We start from the raw sequence: 23,113 nt of genomic DNA, 5'->3' as shown, positions 1-23,113 counted from the left end.
ACATGGAGGGAAACATCCCATGACGTTCCGTTCGATCCTTCTCGGCGCCGCCGCTGTGGCGCTTCTTGCCGTGCCCGCCTTCGCTGCCGACTATCTGGGCGGCGCCGTCAAATCCACCGATATCGGCGGCAAGATGGTGCTGACCGACGCCAACGGCATGTCGCTCTATACGTTCGACAAGGACACCAACGGCGACGGCAAGAGCGTCTGCAACGGCGACTGCGCCGTGAAGTGGCCCCCGCTGGCGGCCGATGCCGCCGTCGCTGCCGAGGGCGACTTCACCGTGGTCACCCGCGACGATGGCTCGACCATGTGGGCCTATAAGGGCTGGCCGCTCTACTACTGGTACGAAGACGTCGCTGCCGGCGACATTTCCGGCGACGGCGTCGGCGGCGTCTGGCATCTTGCCATCGAATAGTATCGGGATCGGTCCTTGCACGATTTTCTCGACCAGCTCGAAGCCTGCGTGCCAGCGCTACGGCGCTACGCCAGGGCGCTGACACGCAATGCCGACCTGGCTGACGATCTCGTGCAGGACTGTCTCGAACGCGCTATTTCCAGGCGCGGCCTGTTCCGGCCCACCGGACCGGTTCGCGCCTGGCTATTCACCATCCTCCTCAACCTGCATCGCAACGCCCGGCGCACATCACACAGAAGGGGCGAGGCCGTGGACATCGCGTCGATTCCCGAACCCTCAACCCCGGCGAGCCAGCCAGGCCATGTGGCGCTGGCCGAACTGGCCCGCGCCATAGAAACCCTCCCTCCCGAGCAAAAGGAAGCACTGCTGCTGGTCACCCTGGAAGGTATACCCTATGCCGAGGCAGCGGGGATAATTGGCATTCCGCTGGGAACGCTGATGAGCCGGCTGGGCCGGGCCCGCGCCGCCTTGCGGGTGCTCACCGGCACGCCGGTCGAGCCGCATCTGAGGACCGTCAAATGACGCAGATCACCCGCGACCAGTTGACGGCCTATGCCGACGGGCAATTGCCCGAGACAGAGCGCATCGCCGTCGAAACCTATCTTTCCGCCAATCCCGACGCTGCCGCCGAGGTCGCCCTGCTGCTGCGCCAGACCGACGCCATCAGGACGCTGTTCGGCCCCGCGGGTGCCGAGACCGTGCCGGTACGCCTCAAGCCGCGCCGCCTTGCCGCCGAGATCGGCCGTCGCCGCATCCGGTCCTGGGGCCGGGCTGCGGCTGCGGTCGTGCTGGTCGGCCTCGGCCTCGGCGCCGGCTGGCTCGCCCGGCCGTTGATCGAGGCGCAACCGGCCAGCGCCATGCTGATCGCCGACGCGGTCAATGCCCATGCCGTCTATGTCGCCGAAAACCGCCACGCCGTCGAAGTGGGCGGCGACGACAGTGAGCATCTCAGCACCTGGCTTTCCAATCGGCTCGATACCCGCCTGGGCATGCCCGACCTTGTCGCCCAGGGCTTTACCCTGGTCGGCGGGCGGCTGCTGCCGGGCGAGCCTGGTGCCGGTGGTCGTGCCGCGCAACTGATGTATGAAAATGCCGCCAGCGACCGGGTGACCATCTATGTCACCGCCGCCCTGCCCGATGGGACGCCGGCCTACCAGTTTGCTAGCTACGACGGTGCCGAGGCCTTCTACTGGGCCAATGCCCGCATCACCTGCACCGTCGTCGGCACCCTGCCCGAGGAACAGATGAAAGCGGTGGCCGGCTCGGTCTATTCGCAATTGACCGAGGGCGATGTGGGCGCGGGCCGGCCCTATCGAGGATAGGCATTCCGGGGCGGAATGTCGTTGGAGTAGATATTGTGCAGGCCGACATTGAGAATGTCGCGCTCGCCGCACAGGGCCATGGTGGTGTCGAGTTCCTTGGCGATGATGTCGAGCACGCGGGTCACGCCGGCCTCGCCGCCGGCCCCGAGCCCATAGAGCATTGGCCGGCCGATGAAGGTGCCCTTGGCGCCGTAGGCCATGGCCTTGAGCACGTCCTGCCCCGAGCGGATGCCGCTATCGAGATAGACCTCGGTCTTGTGGCCGACGCGCTCGATGATTTCGGGTAGCACCCGGATGGTGGAGGGCGCCCCATCGAGCTGACGGCCGCCATGATTGGAAACGATGATGGCGTCGGCGCCATGGTCGAGCGCCGCTTGCGCATCGTCGGGATCGAGCACGCCCTTGACGATGACCGGGCCTCCGAAGCGCTGCTTGACCCAGGCGATATCGGCCCAGTTGAGCGTGGGATCGAACTGCGACGCCGTCCAGGCCGAGAGCGAGGCCAGGTCATGGTCGCCATCGACATGGCCGACAATGTTGCGGAAGGTGTGGCGCCTGGTGCCCAGCATGCGCGCGCACCAGATCGGGTGCTGCATCATCTGCCAGATGGAATAGGGCGTGAATTTGGGCGGAGTGGAGAGGCCGTTATGGATGTCCTTGTGGCGCTGGCCCAGGATCTGCAGGTCCATGGTCAGCACCAAAGCCGAGCATTCCGCCGCCTTGGCCCGGTCGATCAGCCGCTCGATGAAGCCGCGGTCGCGCATGACATAGAGCTGGAACCAGAACGGCGCGCTGGTGTTTTCGGCAATGTCCTCGATGGAACAGACGGCCATGGTCGAAAGCGTGAACGGGATGCCGTAGGCTTCGGCCGCCTTGGCCGCCTTGATCTCGCCATCGGCGATCTGCATGCCGCCGGTCGCCGCCGGGGCGATGGCCACCGGCATGGTGACGGCCTTGCCCAGCATCTCGGTCGACAGGTTGCGCCCCTCGAGATTGACCGCGACCTTCTGCCGGAGCTTGATCCTGTTGAAGTCGCTCTCGTTGTCGCGATAGGTGCCTTCGGTATAGCTGCCGCTATCGGCGTATTCGAAGAACATCTTGGGCACGCTGCGGCGCGCCTTCTGCTTCATCTCGTCGACGGTGAGAATCTTGTCGAGTGCGGCCATGTCGAGCTCCGGTGTCGCCCTGCCCTAGCAACTAACATGTTAGTCGTCAATGCGACGTGTGGAGACCCCGCCTGTAACGCGGTTGTCGATAGACGAGCGGATCCCGAGACGGCCTTCGCCTCTGGTAAATTTAGTAATGAGACGGACCTCGTCCGCTCGACCCGGAGCGGAGCGCGACCTCCACTCCCCCGGCTGGCCTCCGGACGCCCGTCGCTGCAGCGCCGCCCGTATCCCGGAAGATGGGAGGATGATACGCGCGGTTTTGGCGAGGGGGATAAGATGGATAAGTGGGGTACCTTGTCCTTCCAGCCACCATCGCTTCCCCCGAACTTGATCCGGGGGTCTCTCGCCGCTTGTGCCGTGTTGGGAGCGACCCGCGGATCAAGTCCGCGGGAGGCGCCGGTGGGGGTTGGGTAGATGCTGCCCAACCATGGTGTCCCAGCGAAAGCAACCGTGGATGGGGTATTGTGCGAAGGGCGGGATACCCGCGGCCCCTTGCATCCCCTCTTGCCTTCCCTTCAAATGCCGCCGACCGGGAGACGCATCATGGCCATTGGTGGCGACGCACTCGAATTCATCGACAGGAAATTCTACGATCTCACCATCGGCATAGCCGCGCTCGAAGTGCTCTATGACGGCTGCCGCTGGGCCGAGGGGCCGGTGTGGTTCGGCGATGGCAATTATCTGGTCTGGAGCGACATTCCCAATAATCGCATGCTCAAATGGGTGCCCGAGCTCGGCGTCACCAGCTTCCGCACGCCATCCAACTACGTCAACGGCAATACCCGCGATCGGCAGGGGCGGCTGGTCTCCTGCTCGCATGGCGCCCGCGCCGTATTGCGCACGGAGTGGGACGGCACGGTGACGACGCTGGTCGACCGCCACCAGGGCAAAAGGCTCAATTCCCCCAATGATGTCGTGGTGAAGTCGGATGGCACGATCTGGTTCACCGACCCCAGCTACGGCATCCTTTCCGACTATGAGGGCTACAAGTCGGACCAGGAGCAGGATGGCTGCTTTGTCTATCGCTTCGATCCGGCCGATGGATCGCTGACCGTGGTGGCCGACGATTTTGCCAAGCCCAATGGCCTCGCCTTCTCGCCCGATGAATCGGTGCTCTATGTCTCCGATACCGGCCAGAGCCATGACCCGGACTGGCCGGCGCATATCCGCCAGTTCAATGTCGATGGCGCGAGGCTGACCAATCCCCAGGTCTTCGCCGATATCGACTCCGGCCTGCCCGATGGCTTCCGGCTCGATACCGAGGGCAATGTGTGGACCAGCGCCGGGCTGGGCGTGAATGTCTATAACCCTGATGGAGCCCTGCTGGGGCGGATCAGGACCGGCGCCAAAACCAGCAATGTCGTGTTCGGCGGGCACAGGCGGAACCGGCTCTTCATCACGGCCAGCCAATATGTGATGGCCATCTATGTCGGCGCCACCGGCTTGCAGACACCTTGAGCCCGGCCGACTTCATCCGCGCCAATCTGCGACTCGAACCGGTGCCGTCACTGCCTGGCATTCGGCTCTATACCGCCCATCCCGGCAGCCGGCTGTCGCGGCTGGCAACGCCGGACGATGCCGCGCCCTATTGGGCCTGGCAATGGGCCGGTGGGCTGGCGCTGGCGCAGCATTTCGCGGCGCATCCGGACGTGGTGGCGGGCCGGCGCGTGCTCGACCTGGGCGCGGGCTCGGGGCTTGTGGGCATTGCCGCGGCCAAAGCCGGCGCCACGGCAAGCGCGGCGGAGATCGACCCGAATGGACGGGCGACCATTGCGCTGAACGCGGAAGCCAATGGGGTGATGCTGCCACTGGTGAAGGTGGATATTGCCGGCAACGCGCCTGAGGGATTCGATCTCATCGCGGCGGGGGATGTGTTCTACAATCCCGAGGTTGGGAAGCTGATGCTGCCGTTTCTACAGCGCTGTCTGGCGGCCGGGATCGCGGTGCTGGTCGGTGACCCGGAGCGACGGGATTTGCCGGTGGAACGGCTGGAGCGGGTCGCGTCCTATGCGGTGGGCGACGTGGGCGATGCCCGGGACCTGGCCGAGCGGGTGGGGTCGGTTTATCGGTTGCGGTAAGCCGGGACCTGGCCCACTCACCGGCGCCTCCCGCGGACTTGATCCGCGGGTCGCTCTCAACACAGCGCAGGCGGCGAGAGACCCCCGGATCAAGTTCGGGGGAAGCGATGGTGGGTGGGAGAGACGGCGGCGTCAGCCCTTCGCCTTCTTCGGCTTCGGCGCCGGCAGCGCATCCGCCGTCACCTTCACCAGCCCGGCCAGCCAGTCCGCATCGTCCCAGCGATCGCCGTCGATGAGGAAATACAGCTTCGAACCCGGATAGGCCGGTGCCTCTACCACCTCCCCGAGATAGGTGCGGCCGGCCTCGGTGGGCTTGATGAAAAGCTGGTCGTCGCAGATGAAGGCCAGCACCTTGCCGTCGCAATACATGCCGTATTCGCCGAACATCTTCTTGGTCGTGATGATCCCGGCGCCGGCGCTCTGCTCGGCGATGTAGTCGACGGTCTTCTGCTGGCTGCTCACATCACCGCCCCGACCTGCCACGGCACGAATTCATTGTCGCCATAGCCCAGGCTTTCGGACTTGGTGCGGGTGCCCGAGGCGATGCGCAGCAGCAGGTCGAAGATTTCCTGGCCCTTGGCCTCGATGGACACGCCCTCGACGATATCGCCGCAATTGATATCCATATCCTCGGTCATGCGGGCATACATGTCCGAATTGGTGGCGAGCTTGATCGACGGCACCGGCTTGCAGCCATAGGCCGAGCCGCGGCCGGTAGTGAAGGCCAGGATATTGGCGCCGCCCGCCACCTGTCCGGTGGCCGAGACCGGATCGAAGCCCGGCGTATCCATGAAGACGAAGCCCTTTTCGGTCACCGGCTCGGCATATTCATAGACCGCTGTCAGCGGCGTCGTGCCGCCCTTGGCCGCGGCGCCGAGCGACTTTTCAAGGATGGTGGTGAGCCCGCCCAGCTTGTTGCCGGGGGAGGGATTGTTGTTCATCTCGCCGCGATTGCGCTGGGTGTAATCCTCCCACCACTTGATGCGGCTGATGAGCTTTTCGCCCACTTCGCGCGATACGGCGCGGCGGGTGAGCAGGTGTTCGGCGCCATAAATCTCGGGGGTTTCCGAGAGGATGGCGGTGCCGCCCTGGCGGACCAGGATATCGGCGGCGACGCCGAGCGCCGGATTGGCGGTGATGCCAGAATAGCCGTCCGAGCCGCCGCATTGCAGCGCCAGCGTCAATTCGGAGGCATCGACCGTTTCGCGGCGGGCGCGGGCGGCGACCGGCAGCATTTCCTTGATGCGCTCGACACCCCAGTCGATCATCTTTCTGGTGCCGCCGATCTCCTGGATGGTCATGGTCTGGAACGTGTCGGTTTCGGTGAGCCCGTAGCTTTCCTTCATCTTGCCGATCTGGAAGGCCTCGCAGCCGAGGCCCACGAGGAGGGCAGCGCCCAGATTGGGGTTGGCGGTATAGCCCCACTGGGTGCGGCGGAAAATCTGGTAACCCTCGCCCGACAGGTCCATGGCGCAGCCGGTGCCATGCACGAAGGGGATGACGCCGTCGATATCGGGATAGTCGGCCAGGATGCCGGAGCGGTTGATTTCCTCGGCCATGAACTTGGCGACAGTGGCCGAGCAGTTCACCGAGGTCAGGATGCCGATATAGTTGCGGGTGCCCACCTTGCCATTGGCGCGGCGATAGCCCTCGAAAGTGGCGCGCTGGTTGACCGGCACCATGTCGGGGGCGATGGCGCCCTCGGCAAAGGCATAGTCATGGGTCAGGCTGCCATCGGCGCCGCCCATGCCGCAATTGTGCTCATGCACCCAGTCACCGGCCGGAATGGCCTCCTTGGCGAAGCCGATGATTTGCCCGAACTTGATCACCGCCTCGCCGGCGCGGATCGGCTTGACCGCGAATTTGTGGCCGCGCGGCACGCGGCGGACAATGGTCACACCCTGCGGCGTTTCGGTGCCAATATCGAGATTGGCCAGCGCCACCCCGATATTGTCGGCGGCATTCAGCAACAGGGTGCGGCCCTGGGGGCGGGTCATGGTTTCGGACATGGGGTGGGGAACTTTCGCGGCTCGGGTCTCAACTGCGCTTTACGCCGGAGCCGTTTGCCGCCAGATTGCGCCCGCAATGGCAGCGACGGGCGTTGTAAAGCACCTCTTCACTAACTAACATGTTAGCATGAACAACCATACAAGTCGCTACTCATTTCTGACACGGCCCGCCGCGCTGGCGCGGGGCAATGTGACGGCCGAAGTGACCAACGCTATCCGCAATGCCATTGTCACGCTGGCTTTGCCGCCGGGCAGCATGATCGACAAGTCGCTGATCTGCGCCGAACTGGGCGTTTCGCGCTTTCCAGTGAGCGAGGCGCTGGCGCGGCTGCAGATCGAGGGCCTGGTGGATATCGCCCCGCAGCGCGGCTCGACCGTGTCGCTGGTAAAGCTGGCCGATGTCCGCGAATACATGCTGATCCGCAAGGGGCTCGAATCGGAGGCCCTGCGCGTGCTGATCGGCAGCCACGATGCCAGCCTGATCGAGGCGCTGCATGCCAATATCGCCACCCAGCGCGAGGCGGCGGAGCGCGATGACGCCGAGACCTTCCACCAGATCGACGTCGAATTCCATGACATCATCTACCGCTCGATGCGGCTGACCAAGGTCAAGACCATCATCGATTCGGCACGCGCCAATCTCGATCGCGCCCGCCGACTGATCATCACGCCGCGCCGGCTGGCGCTGACCATTGCCGAGCACCAGGCGATTTTCGACGGCATCCTGGCCCAGGACCAGGATCAGGCCGCCCGCGCCATCCGCGCCCATATCGACGCGGTGATGGTGGAACTCTTCGCCTTTGCCCGCGAACACCCGGACCTGTTTGCCGATGGCGCGACGCTGGGCACGGATAGCGACTTTTTCCCGTTTGGATAGGAACCGATGCTCAAGAATATCCCGCCCATTCTCGGCCCCGACCTGCTCGGCATTTTGCGGGCCATGGGTCATGGCGACGAAATCGCCATTGTCGACGCCAACTACCCCGCCGATGCGGCCGGCCCGGCCCTGGTGCGGCTCGACGGGGTCAGCGCCACCGACGCGCTCGACGCCATCCTGACGCTGATGCCCCTCGACGATTTCGTCGACGACGCTGCCTTCTGCATGCAGGTGGTGGGCGATGCGAACAGGCGCGAGCCGGTGATGGACGAATTCGAAGCCATCGTGAAGCGGCGCGAACCGGGGATCGGTCTCGCTTCGCTGGAGCGCTTCGCCTTCTACGAGCGGGTCAAGACTGGCTATGCCATCGTGCAGACCGGCGAGCGCCGGCTCTATGGCAATATCCTGCTCAAGAAGGGCGTCATCCGACCCGCATAAATCCGCCGGGCGAACCGATTGGACCAATGTCGCCCTCGACAGACTAACATGTTAGCTCTATGGCCTTATCCAAAGCCAACAGGGAAGACCGACCCATGAAACTGCTCCGCATTGGCGCCAAGGGCGCAGAAAAGCCCGCCATCCTGGCCGAGGACGGCACCATTCGCGACCTTTCCGGTATTGTCGGCGATATCGGCAGCCAGACGCTGACTCCCGAAGGGCTGGCGAAAATCCGCGCCACCGATATCGGCGTGCTGCCCAGGCTGGATGAAGGCCAGCGCATTGGCCCCTGCGTGGCCAATGTCGGCAAGTTCATCTGCATCGGCCTCAACTATGCCGACCACGCCGCCGAAACCGGCGCCAAGATCCCCGAAGAACCGATCATCTTCATGAAGGCCACCAGCGCCATTATCGGCCCCAATGACGATGTGATCATCCCGAAGAATTCCATCAAGCCGGACTGGGAAGTCGAGCTGGGCGTCATCATCGGCAAGGAGGCCCGTTATGTCGACGAGGCCGACGCCATGGACCACGTCGCCGGCTATTGCGTGGTCAACGACGTCTCCGAGCGCCATTTCCAGACCGAGCGCGGCGGCACCTGGGACAAGGGCAAGGGCAGCGACACTTTCGGCCCCATCGGCCCCTGGCTGGTGACCAAGGACGAAGTGGCCGACCCGCAGAACCTCAAGATGTGGCTGGACGTCGATGGCAAGCGCTACCAGGACGGTTCCACCAAAACCATGATCTTCGGCGTGGCCCATGTGGTGAGCTATGTCAGCCAGTTCATGAGCCTGCAGCCGGGCGACATCATTTCCACCGGTACCCCGCCGGGTGTCGGCATGGGCATCAAGCCCGAGCCGGTCTGGCTCAAGCATGGCAACGTGATGCGCCTGGGCATCGAAGGCATGGGCGAGCAGACGCAGAATGTGAAGGCGTATGGCGCCTGAACGCGCCACTTCCCCTCTCCCCTTGAGGGAGAGGAACGACCTGACGCGTTCAGCGGGAACGTCAGGGTGAGGGGTTCTGCGTCATCCAATGCTTCACTGCAGACGGATAGCGCAGAACCCCTCATCCGCCCTTCTTTCTCCCTTCTCCCTCAAGGGGAGAAGGGAGAAAGAAGTCCACGCTCAGCGCGAAGCCAGCGAAAAGCCCTTGGAGCTGAACGAGAAGAACCGGTTCAGCAGGCCCGATAGCGGTGGCCAGGTCATGATGTTGACGGCGGTGTCGCGGATGGCCGCATGGAATGGCGTGGCGGGCACGAACCATTTGGCCATGCGCCGCCCGGCGCGCTGCTTTTCCAGCACCAGCGGCCGCAGACGCTGTTCAAACCGCGCCAGCGCCGCCTCGATATCAGTGGCGCCGTCGAGCACCTGGCCGAGCGCCCGCCCGCCGGCCAGCGCCAGTGATGCGCCCTGCCCGGCCATCAGCGACACCGCATAGGCGGCATCGCCCACCAAAATGGTGCGCTGGCTCCGCCAATGCGGCAGCTCCACCTGCGCCACCACGTCATAGTAGATATCCTCGGGGCCCGGAGCGGCCGCCAGCGTTTCGGGCAGCACCCAGCCGAGATCGCCAAAGGCGGCCTTGAGCCTTGGCAGGGGATCGCGCGGGCGTTCGTGGCTCGCGTCGCGGATGACGAAGAAGGCCATGATGCGGCCGGGATCGATCTCGTAAAGGCCTGCCATGCGGTCCTTGATCGCCATCATCTTGAAGTCGCCTGCCAGCATGTCGGCCACGCTGGGGCTGTCGAAGAAATAGGCGGCTGTGTGAAAACCCAGATAGCGCAGGAAGCGCTCTTCCGGCCCGAAGGCCAGATGGCGCACCGCCGAATGAATGCCATCGGCGCCGACCAGCAGGTCGGCTTCGAGACTGCCACCATCGGCCAGGGTGACGGCAACGCCGTTTTCGCCCTGGTCGAGGACCGCGATCTCGCTCGCATATCGAACGGCGGCACTGTCCGGCAGGGCATCATGCAGCACCTGCTCGATATCGCCGCGCAGGATGGGAAACAGCTTGCCGCCGGCCGCCGCGCCGATCTGCTCATAATCCATCTGCGAACCGATGCGGCCCGTATTGTTGACGAAATCGACCTTGTCGACGCCGCGCGCATGCGCCTTGAGGGCAGCAATGACCCCCAGGTCTTCGGCCGCCTCATAGCCCGGCCCGAAGAAATCCAGCATATAGCCGCCGGCCCGAAGGCTGGGCGCCTTTTCGAGCAGGGTCACGGTCCAGCCGGCCTGGCCCAGGGCGACGGCGGTCGAAAGACCGGCAATGCCGGCGCCGGAAATGATGGCTTTCATGGTTTTCCGCTTTCTTCTGGTGCGATGGTGTCGACAAAGGCGCTCCATGCCGCCAACTGGCTGTCGCGCCGTTCCGGAAAGAGCTGCCGGTGCATGGCAAGCCCATCGCCGGCGATCAGGATGAGCGCCGCGAGCCTTTGCCGTTCGACGAGGGAAAAGCGTGTTGGCGCCAGCAATTCGAGCGCCGCGAGAAAATTCTCCTCGGCCATGCGCGCCAGTTGCGCCAGCCGGCGCCGCAGGTCGGGATCGGCCTGCGCACGGGCCACAAAGGCAATATAGGCGCCCGAGAGAGCCGGATCGTCGTCCATCTGCGCCGCCGTCTCGGCGCCCAAGGCCAGCAGCCATACGCGCAAGGGCGTCCCCGGCTGGGGCCGCATGCCGTCCATGCCGAGCAGAAAGGCCTCGAACGCCGCCATCACGACGGCGTTGAGCGTCTCGAAATGATGAAACACATTGGCCTTGCTGACCCCCGCTTCGCGCGCCAGGCTCGCCGCCGTCAACCCGGCCGCGCCCTCCCGCGCCAACAGGCGCACCGCCGCCGCAACGATCTCGTCCCGCTTTCCTGCTTTGGGCATCGCTCTCTCCATAGAGGCAATATACTGACCAACCGATCGGTCAGCAACCTTGGATGGGGAATTTTTTGAAGGGGTGGGGCTGAGGGGTTGGGGACGGTGAGGCAGGCGTATGGGTCCAGGGCCGGCCGCACTTGTGGCTGGCGCCTGGCTTCAATCAACGGTGTCATTCCGGCGAAGGCCGGAATCTATCCTGAGATTGCTCAGCGTCTTCCCAGGCGCGGATAGGCCTCAGGATGGATCCCGGCCTTCGCCGGGATGACATCGCGTAAGCGAATCCCATGAACCAAAGCGAAGAGTCCCACCGACGGGGGGCATGGGGGTTGGAGCGAGGATCAATTGGCCGATTTACCTACGGGTCATTCCGCGAAAGCGGGAACCTTCGTTCGGGAGGCAGCAAAGTGAACAGGGGGTCACGTTCAGGGCCGTCTTGCCACCAGGTCGATTTCCACCAGCGCGCCGACCGCCAATGCGGTGACCCCGACCGTGGTCCGGGCCGGCAGCTTGCCCGGCGCGAAAAAATCCGGCCACAGCGCATTGAGGGCGGCATAGTCGCGCTCGAACTGCGTCAGATAGATGCGGGCCATGGTGACATGCTCAAGGCCGAGCCCGATGCCGCCGAGCACGATCCTGAGATTGTCGATCACCCGCCGGGTCTGCGCCGCGATGCCGTCAGGCAAGGGCGCATCGGGCGCGGCCGGATCGGTCGGCATCTGGCCGGTGACGAACACGAAGCCATCGGCCTCGACGGCGTGGGAAAACGGCGCGACCGGCTGCGGGCCGGTCGAAACCAGGTGGTGGATCATTTCACTCATATGACACTCCGGCGTGATAGAGCTTGAGCGTCGCCCCCATGGCGGCGATAAGTCAATCTCCGGTGGGCGTTGCGCACCGTTCCCTGGCGCAGCGGGACCATCAGCCTCATGTTCGACATCTTCCACACCGTTTCCGCCTATCTCGAAAGCTTTCTCGACGCCATTTCAGGAAATTTCTGGCTGACCTTCTGGTTCATCTTCGCCGTGGCCATCGGCGAGGCGGTGTTCATCCTGGGGCTCTTTGTGCCATCGACTCCGGTCTTGCTGATGGCTGGCGGCATCATCGCCGAAGGCCGCCTGCCCTTCTGGGAGGTCTATTTCGCCGCGGTGATCGGCGCCATCATCGGCGACGCCATCTCCTACACGATCGGCCATTTCCTCAAGGATTCGATCAAGGAGATGTGGCCGTTCCGGAACCACAAGCCGCTGATCGCCCGCGGCGAGGTATTCTTCGCCCGCCATGGCGGCAAGGCGGTATTCATCGGCCGCTTCATTCCGGGCGTGAAGGCGGTTATCCCCGGCGTCGCCGGCATCATGGGCATGAAATACGGCCACTTCACCATCATCAACGTCACCTCGGCCTTCGTCTGGGCCGCCGCACATATCCTGCCCGGCATGCTGCTGACCGCCTGGCTGAAATCCATCGGCCTGTCGCTGGAACTGGTCATCGTCGTCGGCACCATCATCCTGGCGGCGCTGTTCATGCTGGTGCATTACCACCGCCGCATCCTGCTGTTCTTCGCGCCGTGGCTGGGCGGGTTCGGGCGGTCCATCCAGGCTCGATGGGGCGCCCAGGAACCCATGCACTGATCCGCCGCCGATCACGAAAAGCTGCCTTGCAGGGCGAGACAAAGAGGTCCAATCTGGCTGGCATGCGCCGCTGGATTGCCCGTTTCCGGTTCGTCATGGCCCTTGCCGGGCCGCTCACTGCCTTTGCCCTGGTGCTGCCCGCCGCAGCCCAGACCGAACGGGAGAGCACGCTCGATGCGTTGTTTGCCGAGCTGCGCACGGCGCCCGATGCCGCTGCAGCGCAGCGCATAGCCAACAAGATCTGGGACGCGTGGACCCATCCGGACGATTTCATCCTCTATACCAGCATGATCGACGTGCTGGAGATGCGGCAGCGCCGCGGCCCCGCCGACGTCATCGCGCTGCTGGACCATATCCTGACCAACCATCCCAACTATGCCGAAGCCTGGAACCAGCGGGCGACGATGTATTTCGCGCTCGGCGACTATGAGCGCTCGCTCGCCGATATCGCCAGGACGCTGGAACTGGAGCCGCGCCATTTCGGCGCCCTCGCCGGCAAGGCCGTCATCTATCTCCAGCTCGACCAGCGGGACCTGGCACTCGAAGCGATCACCGCGGCGCTGGCCATCCACCCGTTTCTCGCCGAAAAGGCGCTCTTTCCGGAACTGAACGCCCTGCCGATCTAGCCTTGCAGGCGGCTGCGGCAATCGCCACATTGGAACCACCATGACCGATACCGAACTCACCGTCACCCGCGAGGATGGCCCGACGCGCGGCCGCTATCTCATCCGTCTTGCGCCAGGCTTCGAGGCGGAAATGACCTTCAGCAAGAGCCCCGACGGCACCATCACCATCGACCATACCGGGGTCCCCCCCGAATATGAGGGGCGCGGCATCGCCAGCAAGCTGGTCAACAAGGCCATTGCCGATGCGCGCGAACAGGGATTCAAGATCGTGCCGGTCTGCTCCTATGTGGTCGCCCAGTTCCGTCGTCACCCCGAATGGGCCGACCTGCGCGCCTGATCACCAGCCGTAGCGGACCTCATCCTGCGTTTCGGCCTTGATGGCGTCGAGCTTGTCCCAGTCAATGGTGATGGTCGGCGCGCCATAGGCATAGGCCGAAACCTCATAGGGCTCGAACTGGATGACGAGCCCATGGTCGTTCGACAGATCCCAGCGGTCGGGCTCGACCACGATTTCGGCAATGTCGTCCGCCGTTTCCACCTGCAGCCATTCCCCATGCTCGGCCTGCAGCTCCGCCCAGGCGGCATCGACCAGCGTGCCGGCCCAGTCGTCGCCGGCAAAGATATCGGAAGCGACCAGGCCCCGATCCTGATCGGCCAGATAGTGCAGGTAGCTGACGCTCCAATTGCCATGCGCCGCGCCGTGGCCATACCAGTAGGTGCTCACCTCCATGGTGATGCGGTTGCTGCCGCCCAGTTCCTTGACCGCGAGCTTGACGCTGGTATCGGACGACGGATCGAGATCGCCGATATCGCCACCGCCGGCCAGCGACAGGATGTCGGACTGGTTGGCAGCCATCTCCACCACGTAGCGATTGAAGGCTTCGGCCAGCGGATCGTCGGCATCGAGCTGCGGCATGACCAGCTCGTGGCTCGCCACCTTCCAGTATGAATCGGGATTGTCCGCCTCATTGGGGTCCGGCCGAGCACCATAGACGGCCTTGATGAAGAAGCGGTGCCCGTCGATCATGCGGCTCTGTTCCAGCGCCGCGCTGCGGGTGTTGAAGGTCGCGACCAGGCAGGAGCCGCCGGCCTCGGCATAGCGGCCGCTGGTCATCGGCTGCGCGTCGTCGGTGCAGGCGCGCTGGGCGAAGTCGAGCCAGTTGCGCTGGTCCGCGCGCATCAGCACCACCGATTCCTTGGTCAGCCCGCCGGTCGCGGTGGCGAAGGACTTGGCGAGCCGGTCGTCGGCCGCCGACAGCTCGGGCATGTCGCAAATGGCATGCTCGAACGGCGTGCTCGCCTTGGCGCAATCGAAGCTGGCCGCGGCAGCCGGCATGGAGAGGAGCGCCAGCAGGGCTGCGGGAATGAGGATGCGGGGCAGGAACATGGCTAAACCTCGGTTGGAGCTGGCTCGACGCTGGCAGGCGCCCGCCGCCGCGTCAATCGTCAGCTCTGCCCGGCAGCCCTCGGCGGCTCGGCCGCGTCGGGCGGATCGAAGATGACCACACGATTGCGCCCCTCGCCCTTGGCCATGTAGAGCGCCGCGTCGGCCATTTCGGTGACGGTCTCGATACTGTCGCCCGGCTCGACCAGGCAGGCGCCGACGCTGACGGTCACCAGTGCCGATTGTCCGTTGGGCAGCATGATGGGACGGTCGCTGATGGCCGCCATCATCCCGAAGGCGCTGGCCCGCAACAGATGCGGCGCACTGTCATGCAGCAGCACGATATATTCGTCGCCGCCCCAGCGGGCGCAGACATTTTCGTCGCCCACGCATTCGACGATGCGGCGGGAAACCTCGACAATCACGGCATCGCCGGCGGCATGGCCGGACTTGTCGTTGATCGACTTGAAATGGTCGATATCGACCAGCACCAGGCCGTGCCGCCGGCGCTCAGTGGCGGCCTCGGCAAAGGCGGCGACGAAACCGCGCCGGTTGGCGATGCCGGTCTGCGCATCGCGGGACGCCAGCGTTTCGAGCGCCTCGGTGCGCGCGCGCACCCGCGCTTCGAGCAGCCGCGTATTGTCGGTGACGGCCACCGCCATTTCGGTGAAGGCCGCCGAAAGCCGCCCCACCTCGTCCTGCCGGTCATCGGCCATCGACAGGGCCGGACCATAGTCGCCCCGCCGCGCGCTGTGGACCACCAGTTCGAGCCGCTTGAGCCGGTCCAGCACCGCCCGCTTGAACACCAGCACCATGATGGCGGTCACCAGCCCCATCACACCGGCCAGCAACAGGCCGATGGGCAGGAAGAGCCGCTTGTCGATGATGGCGTCGATATCCATCAGCGTGACATTGAACCAGCCGAGCTTGTCGAGATAGCCGACGCCGACCAGCATCTCCTTGCCACCCACGGTCATGAAGCGCGATTGCGCCACCGCATCGCCCGCCGCCACCCGATCCATCAGCCCCTGCAGGGCCGCGCGGTCTTCCGGCCTGTCGACCAGCGAGAACACCGTGCGTTTGGCGCTCATTTCAGCGGTGAGGCTGCGCAGGTCGACCATATCCTGATCGCGATGCGCCTGCACCGCGCCCAGCCGGTCGACGAACATCGAGGTCACCCCGACCTGGGGGACATTGACCACTTCCTGGATGAAACTGGTGAGGTCGATGCCGGTACCCAATATGCCCAGCACCCGCCGCCCCTCGCGGATGACGCAGTTCATCCAGACCTTGGTGACACCCAGATTGGCGTCATTATCGACATTGAGGTGGCAGCCTTCGCCTAGCGCCACGGTGGAATAATACCAGGCGTCGCGCGGATTGTCGGGGCTGACCGTGTAGCGGTACTGATCGCCGGCATAGGAATTGGCGGCGTCGTTGAAATAGTAGTTGCCCGATTCCCCGATGGTGAAGAAATAGCTGTGATCGGCGAAGGACTGGCGGAAATGCTCAAGCTCGGCGATGCCGCGCCGCCTCAGTTCCGGGTTGGTCTCGTCATTGGCCCAGTCGCGGATCGACTGGCTGCCCGCCAGCGTCTCGGCCAGCGACACCTCGCGCATCAGCGCTTCGAGGCCGCGATAGCGATCATAGAGAATCTGCTTTTCGGCAAACAGGGTGCCGAGCTGGACGACGGTGGACGCAACGATCCAGTTGAAGGCCAGATAGGCCGGCGCCGCCACCGCGGCAAAGCCGAGCAGCACCAGGATCAGCACGCGAATGCGCAGGCTGCTGGCAATGGTGTCTCGAAGCCCGCTGATTTGGCGCCTCGTCTGCATCAGGATCAGTCCTTGGGGAGACCGCTCCGACACTGTTAGCCGCTACCCCTCTAGAGTTCGTTAATAAAGTGCTGATGCGCGCGAGACGTGAACCCGCGGGCGGGTCTGCACGTTCTGTCCCCGAGAGGAGACCGCAATGACCAAGCTCGAAACCCAGGTCCGGGCCCTGTTCGACGCCTATGCCAAGCGCAGCGACGACGCCCTGCAGAACCCGCCCAAGGAGGATATCGACGGCGTCGTCAGCGCCTTTGCCCCCTTCTTCGTCGAATCGAGTCCCCGCGGCGTCATCGGCGGCGCCAACGACGACCGGTTCCGCTCGATGATTCCGCAGGGCTTTGCGCGCTATCGCCAGGTCGGCGGCAAGCATATGACGGTCAAGGGGCTCAAGGTCATCGAACTCGACCACTGCCATGCCGTGGCCGATGTGGACTGGGACTTCGCCTATACCAACAAGGCCGGCCAGAGCGGCCACGTGACCTTCACCAATTTCTACTTCGTCACCATTGCCGGCGGCACGCCCAAAGTGTTCGGCTATGTCACGCCCGACGAGGAGCAGGCGATGAAGGACCACGGCCTCGTCTAGCCCTCAGGCCCGGATGGTGGCCAATGGGCCGAGGAAGCCCTGCGCCTCGCGCAGCTCCTCGGGCCGCAATTCATGGCCGCCCTGGTGCCAGAACAACGCCGTCTGGGCGCCGTGGCCGGCGAAATAGTCGCTCAAACCCTGCGTCACCGCAGCCGGCGCCATCGGATCGTGCCGGCCGGCGGTGATCAGCACACGCTTGCCTGCGAAATCGGCATCGGGCGGCATGAACGGGATCAGCGGGTGCATCAGCACCGTGGCATCGAACAGGCCCGGCGCCGCGAACTGCACGGCAGCAAGAATATTGGCGCCGTTGGAATAGCCCAGCCCCACCACCTGCCGCGGCTTGCCCTCGGCCTTGCGCGCTTCGACGAACGCCGTCATCGCCGTGATGCGCAGCGCCAAGTCATCCATGTCGTAGACGCCTTCGCCGCTACGCCGGAAATAGCGCAGCGCACCGCCTTCGCTGACATCGCCGCGCGGCGCGACGACGCGCGCGCCCGCCAGCAATTCGCCCGCTACGTCGAAGAACTGGTTCTCGTCGCCTCCGGTGCCGTGGAACACCACAAACAGCGGCGCCTGCTCGGCGGCGCCCTTGGTCTGGCGATAGTGATAATCGGCCATGTCCGATCTCCTGCAAGTCGTATTGACCGAGATATCGGCTACCAGCCCGCCCGGCACAACCGGCGCCGGCGTCACGCACTGTTGCCGTTTGCGGAACAATGGGGGTTCATGCACAATGGCTCGCATGTTTCTTTCGATTTTCGATGTGTTCAAGATCGGCATCGGACCATCCAGCTCCCACACGATGGGGCCGATGACCGCTGCCGGGCGCTTTCTCGATGAGCTCAGGAACAATCCCTGGCCGCGAGCCGCCAATGCCCGCCCGGCGGCGCTGACGGCGAGCCTGCACGGCTCGCTGGCCTTTACCGGCATCGGCCATGGCAGCGGCCGTGCCGTTATCCTGGGGCTTTGTGGTGAAGACCCCAGGACCGTCGATCCGGACACCATGGATTCCATCGTCGCCGGCGTCGAAGCCGCCGGCATGGTGCATCCGCAGGGCCATCCGGCCTATCGCTTCCGCCCGGCGGTCGATCTGGTCTTCGACAAGCGCAATGCCCTGCCCGGCCATCCCAACGGGTTACAATTTGCCGCCTATGACACCGATGGCCAGTTGCTGCTGCGCCGGGCCTATTATTCCATCGGCGGCGGCTTCGTGGTCAGCGCCGAGGAACTGGACGCCATCAAGGATGCCTCGCCACGCCAGGCCGATGTGCCCTATCCCTTCGCCCATGCCGGGGACATGCTGGCCATGGCCGCTTCGTCCGGACTATCCATCGCCGCCATGAAACGCGCCAACGAGGAGGCCAGCCGCAGCCGCACCGCGCTCGACCGCGGCATCGATGAAATCTGGAGCGTGATGAGCGCCTGCATCACCCGTGGCATCAGCCGGGACGGCATCATGCCCGGCGGGCTCAACGTCAGGCGCCGGGCGCGGGGCATCTTCAACCAACTCGACGCGCAATGGCAGCGCAACGAGCTGACCCCGCTGATGGCCAATGACTGGCTGAGCCTCTACGCCATGGCCGTCAACGAGGAGAACGCCGCCGGCGGGCGCGTGGTCACCGCGCCGACCAATGGCGCCGCCGGGGTCATTCCCGCGGTGATGAAATATTTCCTCAAGTTCAATGCCGCCACCGGCCCGCAGGCGGTGCGTGATTACCTGCTGACGGCCGCCGCCGTGGGCGGCATCATCAAGCACAATGCTTCCATTTCGGGCGCCGAAGTGGGCTGCCAGGGCGAAGTCGGCTCCGCCTCGGCCATGGCCGCCGCCGGCCTCTGCGCCATCATGGGCGGCACCCCCGCCCAGGTGGAAAACGCCGCCGAAATCGCCCTCGAACACCATCTCGGCATGACCTGCGACCCCGTCGCGGGCCTGGTCCAGATCCCCTGCATCGAACGCAACGCCTTCGGCGCCGTCAAAGCCGTCACCGCCGCGTCCCTCGCCCTCAAGGGCGACGGCACCCACGCCGTCCCCCTCGACGCCTGCATCGAAACCATGCGCCAGACAGGACTGGACATGAGCGAGCGGTACAAGGAAACGAGTTTGGCAGGACTGGCGGTGAATGTGGTGGCGTGTTGAGGACGGCGGCAGCGATCGTTCCGCCATGACCAGAAAGACAGAGCCGCGCAGTATAGATTCCCCGTTTTGTCTCTGACATCATTGGCAGCGGGAGAACTGCCATGGGCTTGTTGCTAACTACTACTGGCGAGGAAGAGTTTCTGAAGCGCGCCTGCGAGCTTTGGCTGCGGGTGCATGAGGGCGATCACTTCCCCAGGACCGAAATGATGCGCGCGGATGTCGCCAGCATCAAACGAAAACTGGCGGGGGACTACACGACGGCGGAACGAGAGGCGATCCGAAACGTCCTGCTGGGTTCGCCGGGGTGACCAGCCGCTAGAACGCATGCCAGGATGCCTCGAACCAATGCAATCTGCGCTGGCGGATTATCCTGCCGGCGGCCGATGGCGCCCGGAACCGATCAACAACGAATACTTTCCCTCAAGGATACACCGCTGCGACAGCCTTGGCGCCGTTCGCTGCCTGCGATGCCATCGAGCATATCGCCACCGGGGCAGACTTGTGGGCCGGCCCGACCACATGATAATGTTCGGATCACAGATCGACACAATAATACTTGGACCAGGGATGAAAAAGCCGACGCGATCGATCTGGGCGGAACTTGGAGTGTCGTCCAACATCTCCGTGGCATTTATCCCTATCCTGTTCTTCAGCTTCCTCGTTAATATATTGGTGCTCACCTCCCCGCTCTATATGATGCAGGTCTATGATCGGGTCTTGACCAGCAACCAGACCGAGACGCTGATTTTCCTCAGTCTGATCGCGCTTGTTGCTCTGGCCGCCTTCGGCGCACTCGACGCCGTACGCGGTTATCTGCTGACGCGTCTGGGTACCTACCTTGATCTGAGCTTACGCGACCAGGTGCTCGCGAACGCCATCGCGCAGTCGCGTCAGGACGGAACGGTGTCTCGACGCCTGATCGACGATCTTGGCATCACGCGCAATTACCTGGGCAGCCCCGGTATCCTGCCCTTTGTCGATGCGCCTTGGGTGCCGTTCTTCATCCTCATTATGTCCCTGCTGCATCCCTGGTTCGGCATTCTCGGCGTGGCATCGGCGGCCTTGCTGTTTTTTTTGGCGCTAGCCAATGATCGGTTGAGCCGCAGATATTTGCAAATGGCTTCGACTCAACAGGCCGCGGCCAGCGAATTCGCGGGGGTCGCGATCCAAAACGCCGAGGTCATTCACGCCATGGGCATGCAAGACGCCATCTCGGCGCGCTACCGCACCTATGTCGATGGCCTGGGCGTGGCTAGCACGAAGGCCGGCGATATCGGCTCGATCATGTCCGGCATTTCCAAGGCCGTTCGCGTAATAGTACAAAGCGCCGCGCTTGGCCTGGGCGCCTTCCTCGTCATCAGGGCACAGATGTCACCAGGTGGCATGATCGCCTCATCCATTCTGCTGGGCCGCGCCCTGGCGCCGATCGAACAGACCATTGGATCCTGGCGGCAATTCGTTTCGGCCCGTGAATCGTACGGCCGCATCCGTGGCTTTCTCAACAGCGTCCCCTATCACGACGACCGTATTTCGTTGCCCAACCTGCGGGGCCGTCTCGCCGTGGAAAGCCTGTTCTACAAACAGCCGAACGCGGAGAAGCTGATCCTGCGCAACGTCTCATTCGCCGTCGAGCCAGGCAACGCGCTGGCACTGGTCGGCCCGTCGGCATCTGGCAAAAGCACGCTTTGCCGCCTGATTGTCGGCGCGGTGTCGCCCACCTCGGGCAACGTTCGGCTCGATGGCGCCGATCTGGCGGGCTTGAACCCCGGCGATGTGAAGTCCACAGTGGGTTATCTCCCGCAAAACGTGGAATTGTTCGCTGGAACCGTCAGGGACAATATCGCGCGCCTCGGTGCGGCGGACGACGCAGCGGTGGTGGCAGCGGCGCGAGCGGCGGGCTGCCACGAGATGGTCCTGCGCCTGGAACAAGGTTACGAGACCGAACTGGGCAACCGGGGCATGTTTCTAAGTGGCGGTCAGCGCCAGCGGATCGGCCTGGCGAGGGCTCTCTATGGTTCGCCCAGCCTGCTGGTGCTCGACGAGCCCAATTCGAACCTGGATCAGGATGGCGAACGAGCGCTGATCGATGCTATCCAGACGGCCAAACGCGCCGGCACGGCAGTAATCGTGGTCAGCCATCGCTCCACGCTGCTACAGCCGATCGATAAACTGGGAATATTGCGGGACGGAGTCCTGGAAAAATTTGGTGACCGCGACGATGTACTGCGCGCCATAGGCACGCAGCCACCAACTAACGCCAAGCCGGTCCTGGTTCCAACTAACGAGGTCCAGGTTGCATCAGGTAAGGCACCGTGAGCGATACTTCGTCGGCCCACCCGCTCTTTCGGCCCGCCCCTATCAGCCGCCGCAGTCCCGGGCATCCCTCGATGCTCAAGATCATGCGTGGCCCACTCATTGCCGGCCTGATCATCGTCGCGCTTTTTTTTGGCATTTTCGGCGGTTGGGCAGCAATGGCGCCGCTGTCGAGCGGTGCCATTGCCCCCGGCATCGTAAGCCCCGATTCCGGGCGCAAAATCATTCAGCACCTCGAAGGTGGCATTATCCGCGTTATCCATGTGCGCGAGGGCCAGCACGTCAGGGCAGGTGACCCGCTCATAACCCTCGAATCCACGCGGGCAGAAGCAAACTTCTCCTCGAGCCGCCAGCAATGGCTTCGCCTGCTTGTCGTACGCGCCCGACTGGATGCGGAAGCAGCCGAGTTGGAGGCCATGACGCTGCCGCCGCAAGTGGATGGCATCACCGACCCGGACCTATTGTCGTTCATCGGCAACCAGCAGCGGCAATTCGCCACCGAACGCGAAGCTCAGCGGCAAATGATCGAAATTTCTGCCCGCCAGGTCGAGCAATTACAAAGCGAAATCAACGGCCTGACGGCCCAGAACGCCGGCCTCGCCCGTCAGGAAGAACTGGTGGAGCAGCAACTGCTTGATACGCGCAATCTGCTCGAACAGCAGTTGATCGCCAGATCCCAGGTGACTGCGCTGCGGCGCGACCTGGTGCAACTGCAGACCGCGATCGCGGCCAACAGGGCCCGGATCGCACAGGCCAACCAAAGTATAGAAGAAAGCAACCTGACGCTGCTTCAGAACCAAGGCGCTTTCCGTCTACAAATTGCAACAGAAGCCAGCGACACCAATAACCGCATTGCCGTCATCGACGGTGATATGACCTCGAGCAACGACGTATTGCGGCGCACCGAGATATCCAGTCCAGTCGACGGCATCGTGCTCAACATGCGTAACCAGACGACCAGTGGCGTCGTGCGCGCCGGCGAGCCGATAATGGATGTCGTGCCGATTGAAGAGGACATGATCGTGGTGGCCCATCTTCGGCCGGAAGATCTGGATTTGGTGACGATCGGCCTCACGGCCCATGTCACTCTTGTCCCCTTCGCATCCCGCAACCTGCTGCCCCTGAACGGAGAAGTGATCCAGATTGCGGCGGATAGCACGCAGGACGAGGCAACGCGCCAATCCTACTACGAAATCCGCGTGCGGGTGCCTGCCTCCGAAGTGGCGCGGCATCAAGGCATGTTCATGAGCCCCGGAATGCCTGCGGATGTCACAGTGATCACCGGAGCGCGGACTTTATTGCAGTATCTGGCAGAACCACTGGTTCGCGCCGTTCGAAACGCGTTTATCTATGACTAGCTCGTTCGACTGCCGTTCCACTGTGTCTACGGCGCATCAAATCATCCAAACGGCTTGACCATATTC

Annotated in this window: 25 protein-coding genes; 16 read left to right on the top strand and 9 right to left on the bottom strand. The window is 64.0% G+C overall.

Features of this window, described 5'->3' with window-relative positions; translation table 11 throughout:
* The first annotated feature begins 19 nt into the window (after positions 1–19).
* Genes ASD80_RS02445 through ASD80_RS02435 form a run of 3 tightly spaced genes read left to right on the top strand, consistent with a single transcriptional unit; the run spans position 20 to position 1,740 of the window.
* Positions 20–418 carry a hypothetical protein gene (locus ASD80_RS02445; protein WP_056228467.1) on the top strand — a complete coding sequence of 133 codons (399 nt, stop codon included), beginning with the start codon at positions 20–22 and terminating at the stop codon, positions 416–418.
* Between the two features lie 15 nt (positions 419–433).
* Positions 434–940 (top strand): sigma-70 family RNA polymerase sigma factor, encoded by a 507-nt coding sequence (locus ASD80_RS02440; protein ID WP_056228464.1) that lies wholly within the window; start codon positions 434–436, stop codon positions 938–940.
* Complete coding sequence (locus tag ASD80_RS02435; protein WP_056228461.1) at positions 937–1,740, top strand: anti-sigma factor family protein; 804 nt, start codon at positions 937–939, stop codon at positions 1,738–1,740. Before ASD80_RS02440 ends, ASD80_RS02435 begins: the two co-directional genes overlap by 4 nt.
* On the opposite strand, the gene ASD80_RS02430 is transcribed toward ASD80_RS02435, so the two are convergent.
* The gene (locus ASD80_RS02430; RefSeq protein ID WP_056228458.1) at positions 1,728–2,906 is read right to left on the bottom strand and encodes an alpha-hydroxy acid oxidase; all 1,179 of its coding nucleotides are present in this window, start codon (positions 2,904–2,906) and stop codon (positions 1,728–1,730) included. The genes ASD80_RS02435 and ASD80_RS02430 overlap by 13 nt on opposite strands.
* Before the next feature lie 546 nt (positions 2,907–3,452).
* Here ASD80_RS02430 and ASD80_RS02425 point away from each other — a divergent pair.
* Both ASD80_RS02425 and ASD80_RS02420 read left to right on the top strand, forming a co-directional pair.
* The gene (locus ASD80_RS02425; protein WP_056228456.1) at positions 3,453–4,367 is read left to right on the top strand and encodes an SMP-30/gluconolactonase/LRE family protein; all 915 of its coding nucleotides are present in this window, start codon (positions 3,453–3,455) and stop codon (positions 4,365–4,367) included.
* Positions 4,364–4,987, top strand: a complete 624-nt coding sequence (locus ASD80_RS02420) for a class I SAM-dependent methyltransferase (protein ID WP_244488917.1) — start codon at positions 4,364–4,366, stop codon at positions 4,985–4,987. Before ASD80_RS02425 ends, ASD80_RS02420 begins: the two co-directional genes overlap by 4 nt.
* A 132-nt stretch (positions 4,988–5,119) precedes the next feature.
* Here ASD80_RS02420 and ASD80_RS02415 read toward each other — a convergent pair whose 3' ends face one another.
* Positions 5,120–5,449: a TfoX/Sxy family protein gene (locus tag ASD80_RS02415; RefSeq protein WP_056228451.1), complete on the bottom strand. Its 330-nt coding sequence runs from the start codon at positions 5,447–5,449 to the stop codon at positions 5,120–5,122.
* Positions 5,446–6,996, bottom strand: a complete 1,551-nt coding sequence (locus tag ASD80_RS02410) for a UxaA family hydrolase (RefSeq protein ID WP_413813356.1) — start codon at positions 6,994–6,996, stop codon at positions 5,446–5,448. Before ASD80_RS02410 ends, ASD80_RS02415 begins: the two co-directional genes overlap by 4 nt.
* A gap of 127 nt (positions 6,997–7,123) precedes the next feature.
* Here ASD80_RS02410 and ASD80_RS02405 point away from each other — a divergent pair, with 127 nt between their 5' ends.
* From ASD80_RS02405 to ASD80_RS02395, 3 genes are all read left to right on the top strand, one after another.
* Positions 7,124–7,873 carry a GntR family transcriptional regulator gene (locus ASD80_RS02405; protein ID WP_056228448.1) on the top strand — a complete coding sequence of 250 codons (750 nt, stop codon included), beginning with the start codon at positions 7,124–7,126 and terminating at the stop codon, positions 7,871–7,873.
* Between the two features lie 6 nt (positions 7,874–7,879).
* Entirely contained in the window at positions 7,880–8,311 is a 432-nt protein-coding gene (locus tag ASD80_RS02400; protein WP_056228445.1) for an RbsD/FucU family protein, read from the top strand.
* Positions 8,312–8,406: 95 nt separating this feature from the next.
* Entirely contained in the window at positions 8,407–9,258 is an 852-nt protein-coding gene (locus tag ASD80_RS02395; RefSeq protein WP_056228442.1) for a fumarylacetoacetate hydrolase family protein, read from the top strand.
* Between the two features lie 180 nt (positions 9,259–9,438).
* Here ASD80_RS02395 and ASD80_RS02390 read toward each other — a convergent pair whose 3' ends face one another.
* The 3 genes from ASD80_RS02390 to ASD80_RS02380 all read right to left on the bottom strand — a co-directional run bounded on the left by ASD80_RS02390 (position 9,439) and on the right by ASD80_RS02380 (position 11,989).
* A complete protein-coding gene (locus ASD80_RS02390; RefSeq protein ID WP_056228440.1) occupies positions 9,439–10,611 on the bottom strand; it encodes an FAD-dependent monooxygenase in 1,173 nt (390 codons plus the stop codon).
* Positions 10,608–11,186: a TetR/AcrR family transcriptional regulator gene (locus tag ASD80_RS02385; RefSeq protein ID WP_056228437.1), complete on the bottom strand. Its 579-nt coding sequence runs from the start codon at positions 11,184–11,186 to the stop codon at positions 10,608–10,610. The genes ASD80_RS02390 and ASD80_RS02385 overlap by 4 nt, the downstream gene beginning before the upstream one ends.
* A 416-nt stretch (positions 11,187–11,602) precedes the next feature.
* On the bottom strand, positions 11,603–11,989 hold the full coding sequence (locus ASD80_RS02380; RefSeq protein WP_056228435.1) for a RidA family protein: 387 nt from the start codon (positions 11,987–11,989) through the stop codon (positions 11,603–11,605).
* Between the two features lie 117 nt (positions 11,990–12,106).
* On the opposite strand from ASD80_RS02380, the gene ASD80_RS02375 reads away from it, so the two are divergent.
* From ASD80_RS02375 to ASD80_RS02365, 3 genes are all read left to right on the top strand, one after another.
* The gene (locus ASD80_RS02375) at positions 12,107–12,808 is read left to right on the top strand and encodes a DedA family protein (RefSeq protein ID WP_156460293.1); all 702 of its coding nucleotides are present in this window, start codon (positions 12,107–12,109) and stop codon (positions 12,806–12,808) included.
* A 62-nt stretch (positions 12,809–12,870) separates the two neighbouring features.
* Positions 12,871–13,434, top strand: a complete 564-nt coding sequence (locus ASD80_RS02370; RefSeq protein ID WP_056228429.1) for a tetratricopeptide repeat protein — start codon at positions 12,871–12,873, stop codon at positions 13,432–13,434.
* A 40-nt stretch (positions 13,435–13,474) separates the two neighbouring features.
* Complete coding sequence (locus tag ASD80_RS02365) at positions 13,475–13,771, top strand: GNAT family N-acetyltransferase (protein WP_056228426.1); 297 nt, start codon at positions 13,475–13,477, stop codon at positions 13,769–13,771.
* Here the strand turns inward: ASD80_RS02365 and ASD80_RS02360 are convergent, their stop codons facing one another.
* Together ASD80_RS02360 and ASD80_RS02355 are read right to left on the bottom strand one after the other, a co-directional pair.
* Complete coding sequence (locus ASD80_RS02360) at positions 13,772–14,821, bottom strand: DUF3298 domain-containing protein (RefSeq protein ID WP_056228424.1); 1,050 nt, start codon at positions 14,819–14,821, stop codon at positions 13,772–13,774.
* Between the two features lie 59 nt (positions 14,822–14,880).
* Entirely contained in the window at positions 14,881–16,653 is a 1,773-nt protein-coding gene (locus ASD80_RS02355; protein ID WP_244488916.1) for a GGDEF domain-containing protein, read from the bottom strand.
* Between the two features lie 136 nt (positions 16,654–16,789).
* On the opposite strand from ASD80_RS02355, the gene ASD80_RS02350 reads away from it, so the two are divergent.
* A complete protein-coding gene (locus ASD80_RS02350; RefSeq protein ID WP_056228421.1) occupies positions 16,790–17,236 on the top strand; it encodes a hypothetical protein in 447 nt (148 codons plus the stop codon).
* A 3-nt stretch (positions 17,237–17,239) separates the two neighbouring features.
* On the opposite strand, the gene ASD80_RS02345 is transcribed toward ASD80_RS02350, so the two are convergent.
* A complete protein-coding gene (locus ASD80_RS02345) occupies positions 17,240–17,857 on the bottom strand; it encodes an alpha/beta hydrolase (RefSeq protein WP_056228418.1) in 618 nt (205 codons plus the stop codon).
* A gap of 124 nt (positions 17,858–17,981) precedes the next feature.
* Between ASD80_RS02345 and ASD80_RS02340 the strand changes: the two genes are divergently transcribed.
* The 4 genes from ASD80_RS02340 to ASD80_RS02325 all read left to right on the top strand — a co-directional run bounded on the left by ASD80_RS02340 (position 17,982) and on the right by ASD80_RS02325 (position 23,047).
* A complete protein-coding gene (locus tag ASD80_RS02340) occupies positions 17,982–19,376 on the top strand; it encodes an L-serine ammonia-lyase (RefSeq protein ID WP_056228414.1) in 1,395 nt (464 codons plus the stop codon).
* A 101-nt stretch (positions 19,377–19,477) separates the two neighbouring features.
* Positions 19,478–19,684, top strand: a complete 207-nt coding sequence (locus ASD80_RS18900; RefSeq protein ID WP_056228411.1) for a hypothetical protein — start codon at positions 19,478–19,480, stop codon at positions 19,682–19,684.
* A gap of 259 nt (positions 19,685–19,943) precedes the next feature.
* Positions 19,944–21,692, top strand: a complete 1,749-nt coding sequence (locus ASD80_RS02330) for a type I secretion system permease/ATPase (protein ID WP_162247300.1) — start codon at positions 19,944–19,946, stop codon at positions 21,690–21,692.
* A 71-nt stretch (positions 21,693–21,763) separates the two neighbouring features.
* Entirely contained in the window at positions 21,764–23,047 is a 1,284-nt protein-coding gene (locus ASD80_RS02325; RefSeq protein WP_056228405.1) for an HlyD family type I secretion periplasmic adaptor subunit, read from the top strand.
* The last annotated feature ends 66 nt before the right edge of the window (positions 23,048–23,113 follow it).

It is taken from the genome of Devosia sp. Root635 (assembly GCF_001427605.1).
GTDB lineage: Bacteria > Pseudomonadota > Alphaproteobacteria > Rhizobiales > Devosiaceae > Devosia.
The sequence above is the reverse complement of the archived record's forward strand: the minus strand, read 5'-3'. Positions and strand labels throughout refer to the sequence as shown.

Coding starts and splice junctions, on each gene's coding strand:
- ASD80_RS02390 (WP_056228440.1), bottom strand. CDS start 10,611: ATGAAAGCCATCATTTCCGGCGCCGGCATTGCCGGTCTTTCGACCGCC.
- ASD80_RS02325 (WP_056228405.1), top strand. CDS start 21,764: ATGCTCAAGATCATGCGTGGCCCACTCATTGCCGGCCTGATCATCGTC.
- ASD80_RS02435 (WP_056228461.1), top strand. CDS start 937: ATGACGCAGATCACCCGCGACCAGTTGACGGCCTATGCCGACGGGCAA.
- ASD80_RS02400 (WP_056228445.1), top strand. CDS start 7,880: ATGCTCAAGAATATCCCGCCCATTCTCGGCCCCGACCTGCTCGGCATT.
- ASD80_RS02445 (WP_056228467.1), top strand. CDS start 20: ATGACGTTCCGTTCGATCCTTCTCGGCGCCGCCGCTGTGGCGCTTCTT.
- ASD80_RS02340 (WP_056228414.1), top strand. CDS start 17,982: ATGTTTCTTTCGATTTTCGATGTGTTCAAGATCGGCATCGGACCATCC.
- ASD80_RS02360 (WP_056228424.1), bottom strand. CDS start 14,821: ATGTTCCTGCCCCGCATCCTCATTCCCGCAGCCCTGCTGGCGCTCCTC.
- ASD80_RS02385 (WP_056228437.1), bottom strand. CDS start 11,186: ATGCCCAAAGCAGGAAAGCGGGACGAGATCGTTGCGGCGGCGGTGCGC.
- ASD80_RS02405 (WP_056228448.1), top strand. CDS start 7,124: ATGAACAACCATACAAGTCGCTACTCATTTCTGACACGGCCCGCCGCG.
- ASD80_RS02380 (WP_056228435.1), bottom strand. CDS start 11,989: ATGATCCACCACCTGGTTTCGACCGGCCCGCAGCCGGTCGCGCCGTTT.
- ASD80_RS02430 (WP_056228458.1), bottom strand. CDS start 2,906: ATGGCCGCACTCGACAAGATTCTCACCGTCGACGAGATGAAGCAGAAG.
- ASD80_RS02345 (WP_056228418.1), bottom strand. CDS start 17,857: ATGGCCGATTATCACTATCGCCAGACCAAGGGCGCCGCCGAGCAGGCG.
- ASD80_RS18900 (WP_056228411.1), top strand. CDS start 19,478: ATGGGCTTGTTGCTAACTACTACTGGCGAGGAAGAGTTTCTGAAGCGC.
- ASD80_RS02350 (WP_056228421.1), top strand. CDS start 16,790: ATGACCAAGCTCGAAACCCAGGTCCGGGCCCTGTTCGACGCCTATGCC.
- ASD80_RS02370 (WP_056228429.1), top strand. CDS start 12,871: ATGCGCCGCTGGATTGCCCGTTTCCGGTTCGTCATGGCCCTTGCCGGG.
- ASD80_RS02395 (WP_056228442.1), top strand. CDS start 8,407: ATGAAACTGCTCCGCATTGGCGCCAAGGGCGCAGAAAAGCCCGCCATC.
- ASD80_RS02425 (WP_056228456.1), top strand. CDS start 3,453: ATGGCCATTGGTGGCGACGCACTCGAATTCATCGACAGGAAATTCTAC.
- ASD80_RS02375 (WP_156460293.1), top strand. CDS start 12,107: ATGTTCGACATCTTCCACACCGTTTCCGCCTATCTCGAAAGCTTTCTC.
- ASD80_RS02355 (WP_244488916.1), bottom strand. CDS start 16,653: ATGCAGACGAGGCGCCAAATCAGCGGGCTTCGAGACACCATTGCCAGC.
- ASD80_RS02330 (WP_162247300.1), top strand. CDS start 19,944: ATGAAAAAGCCGACGCGATCGATCTGGGCGGAACTTGGAGTGTCGTCC.
- ASD80_RS02365 (WP_056228426.1), top strand. CDS start 13,475: ATGACCGATACCGAACTCACCGTCACCCGCGAGGATGGCCCGACGCGC.
- ASD80_RS02410 (WP_413813356.1), bottom strand. CDS start 6,996: ATGTCCGAAACCATGACCCGCCCCCAGGGCCGCACCCTGTTGCTGAAT.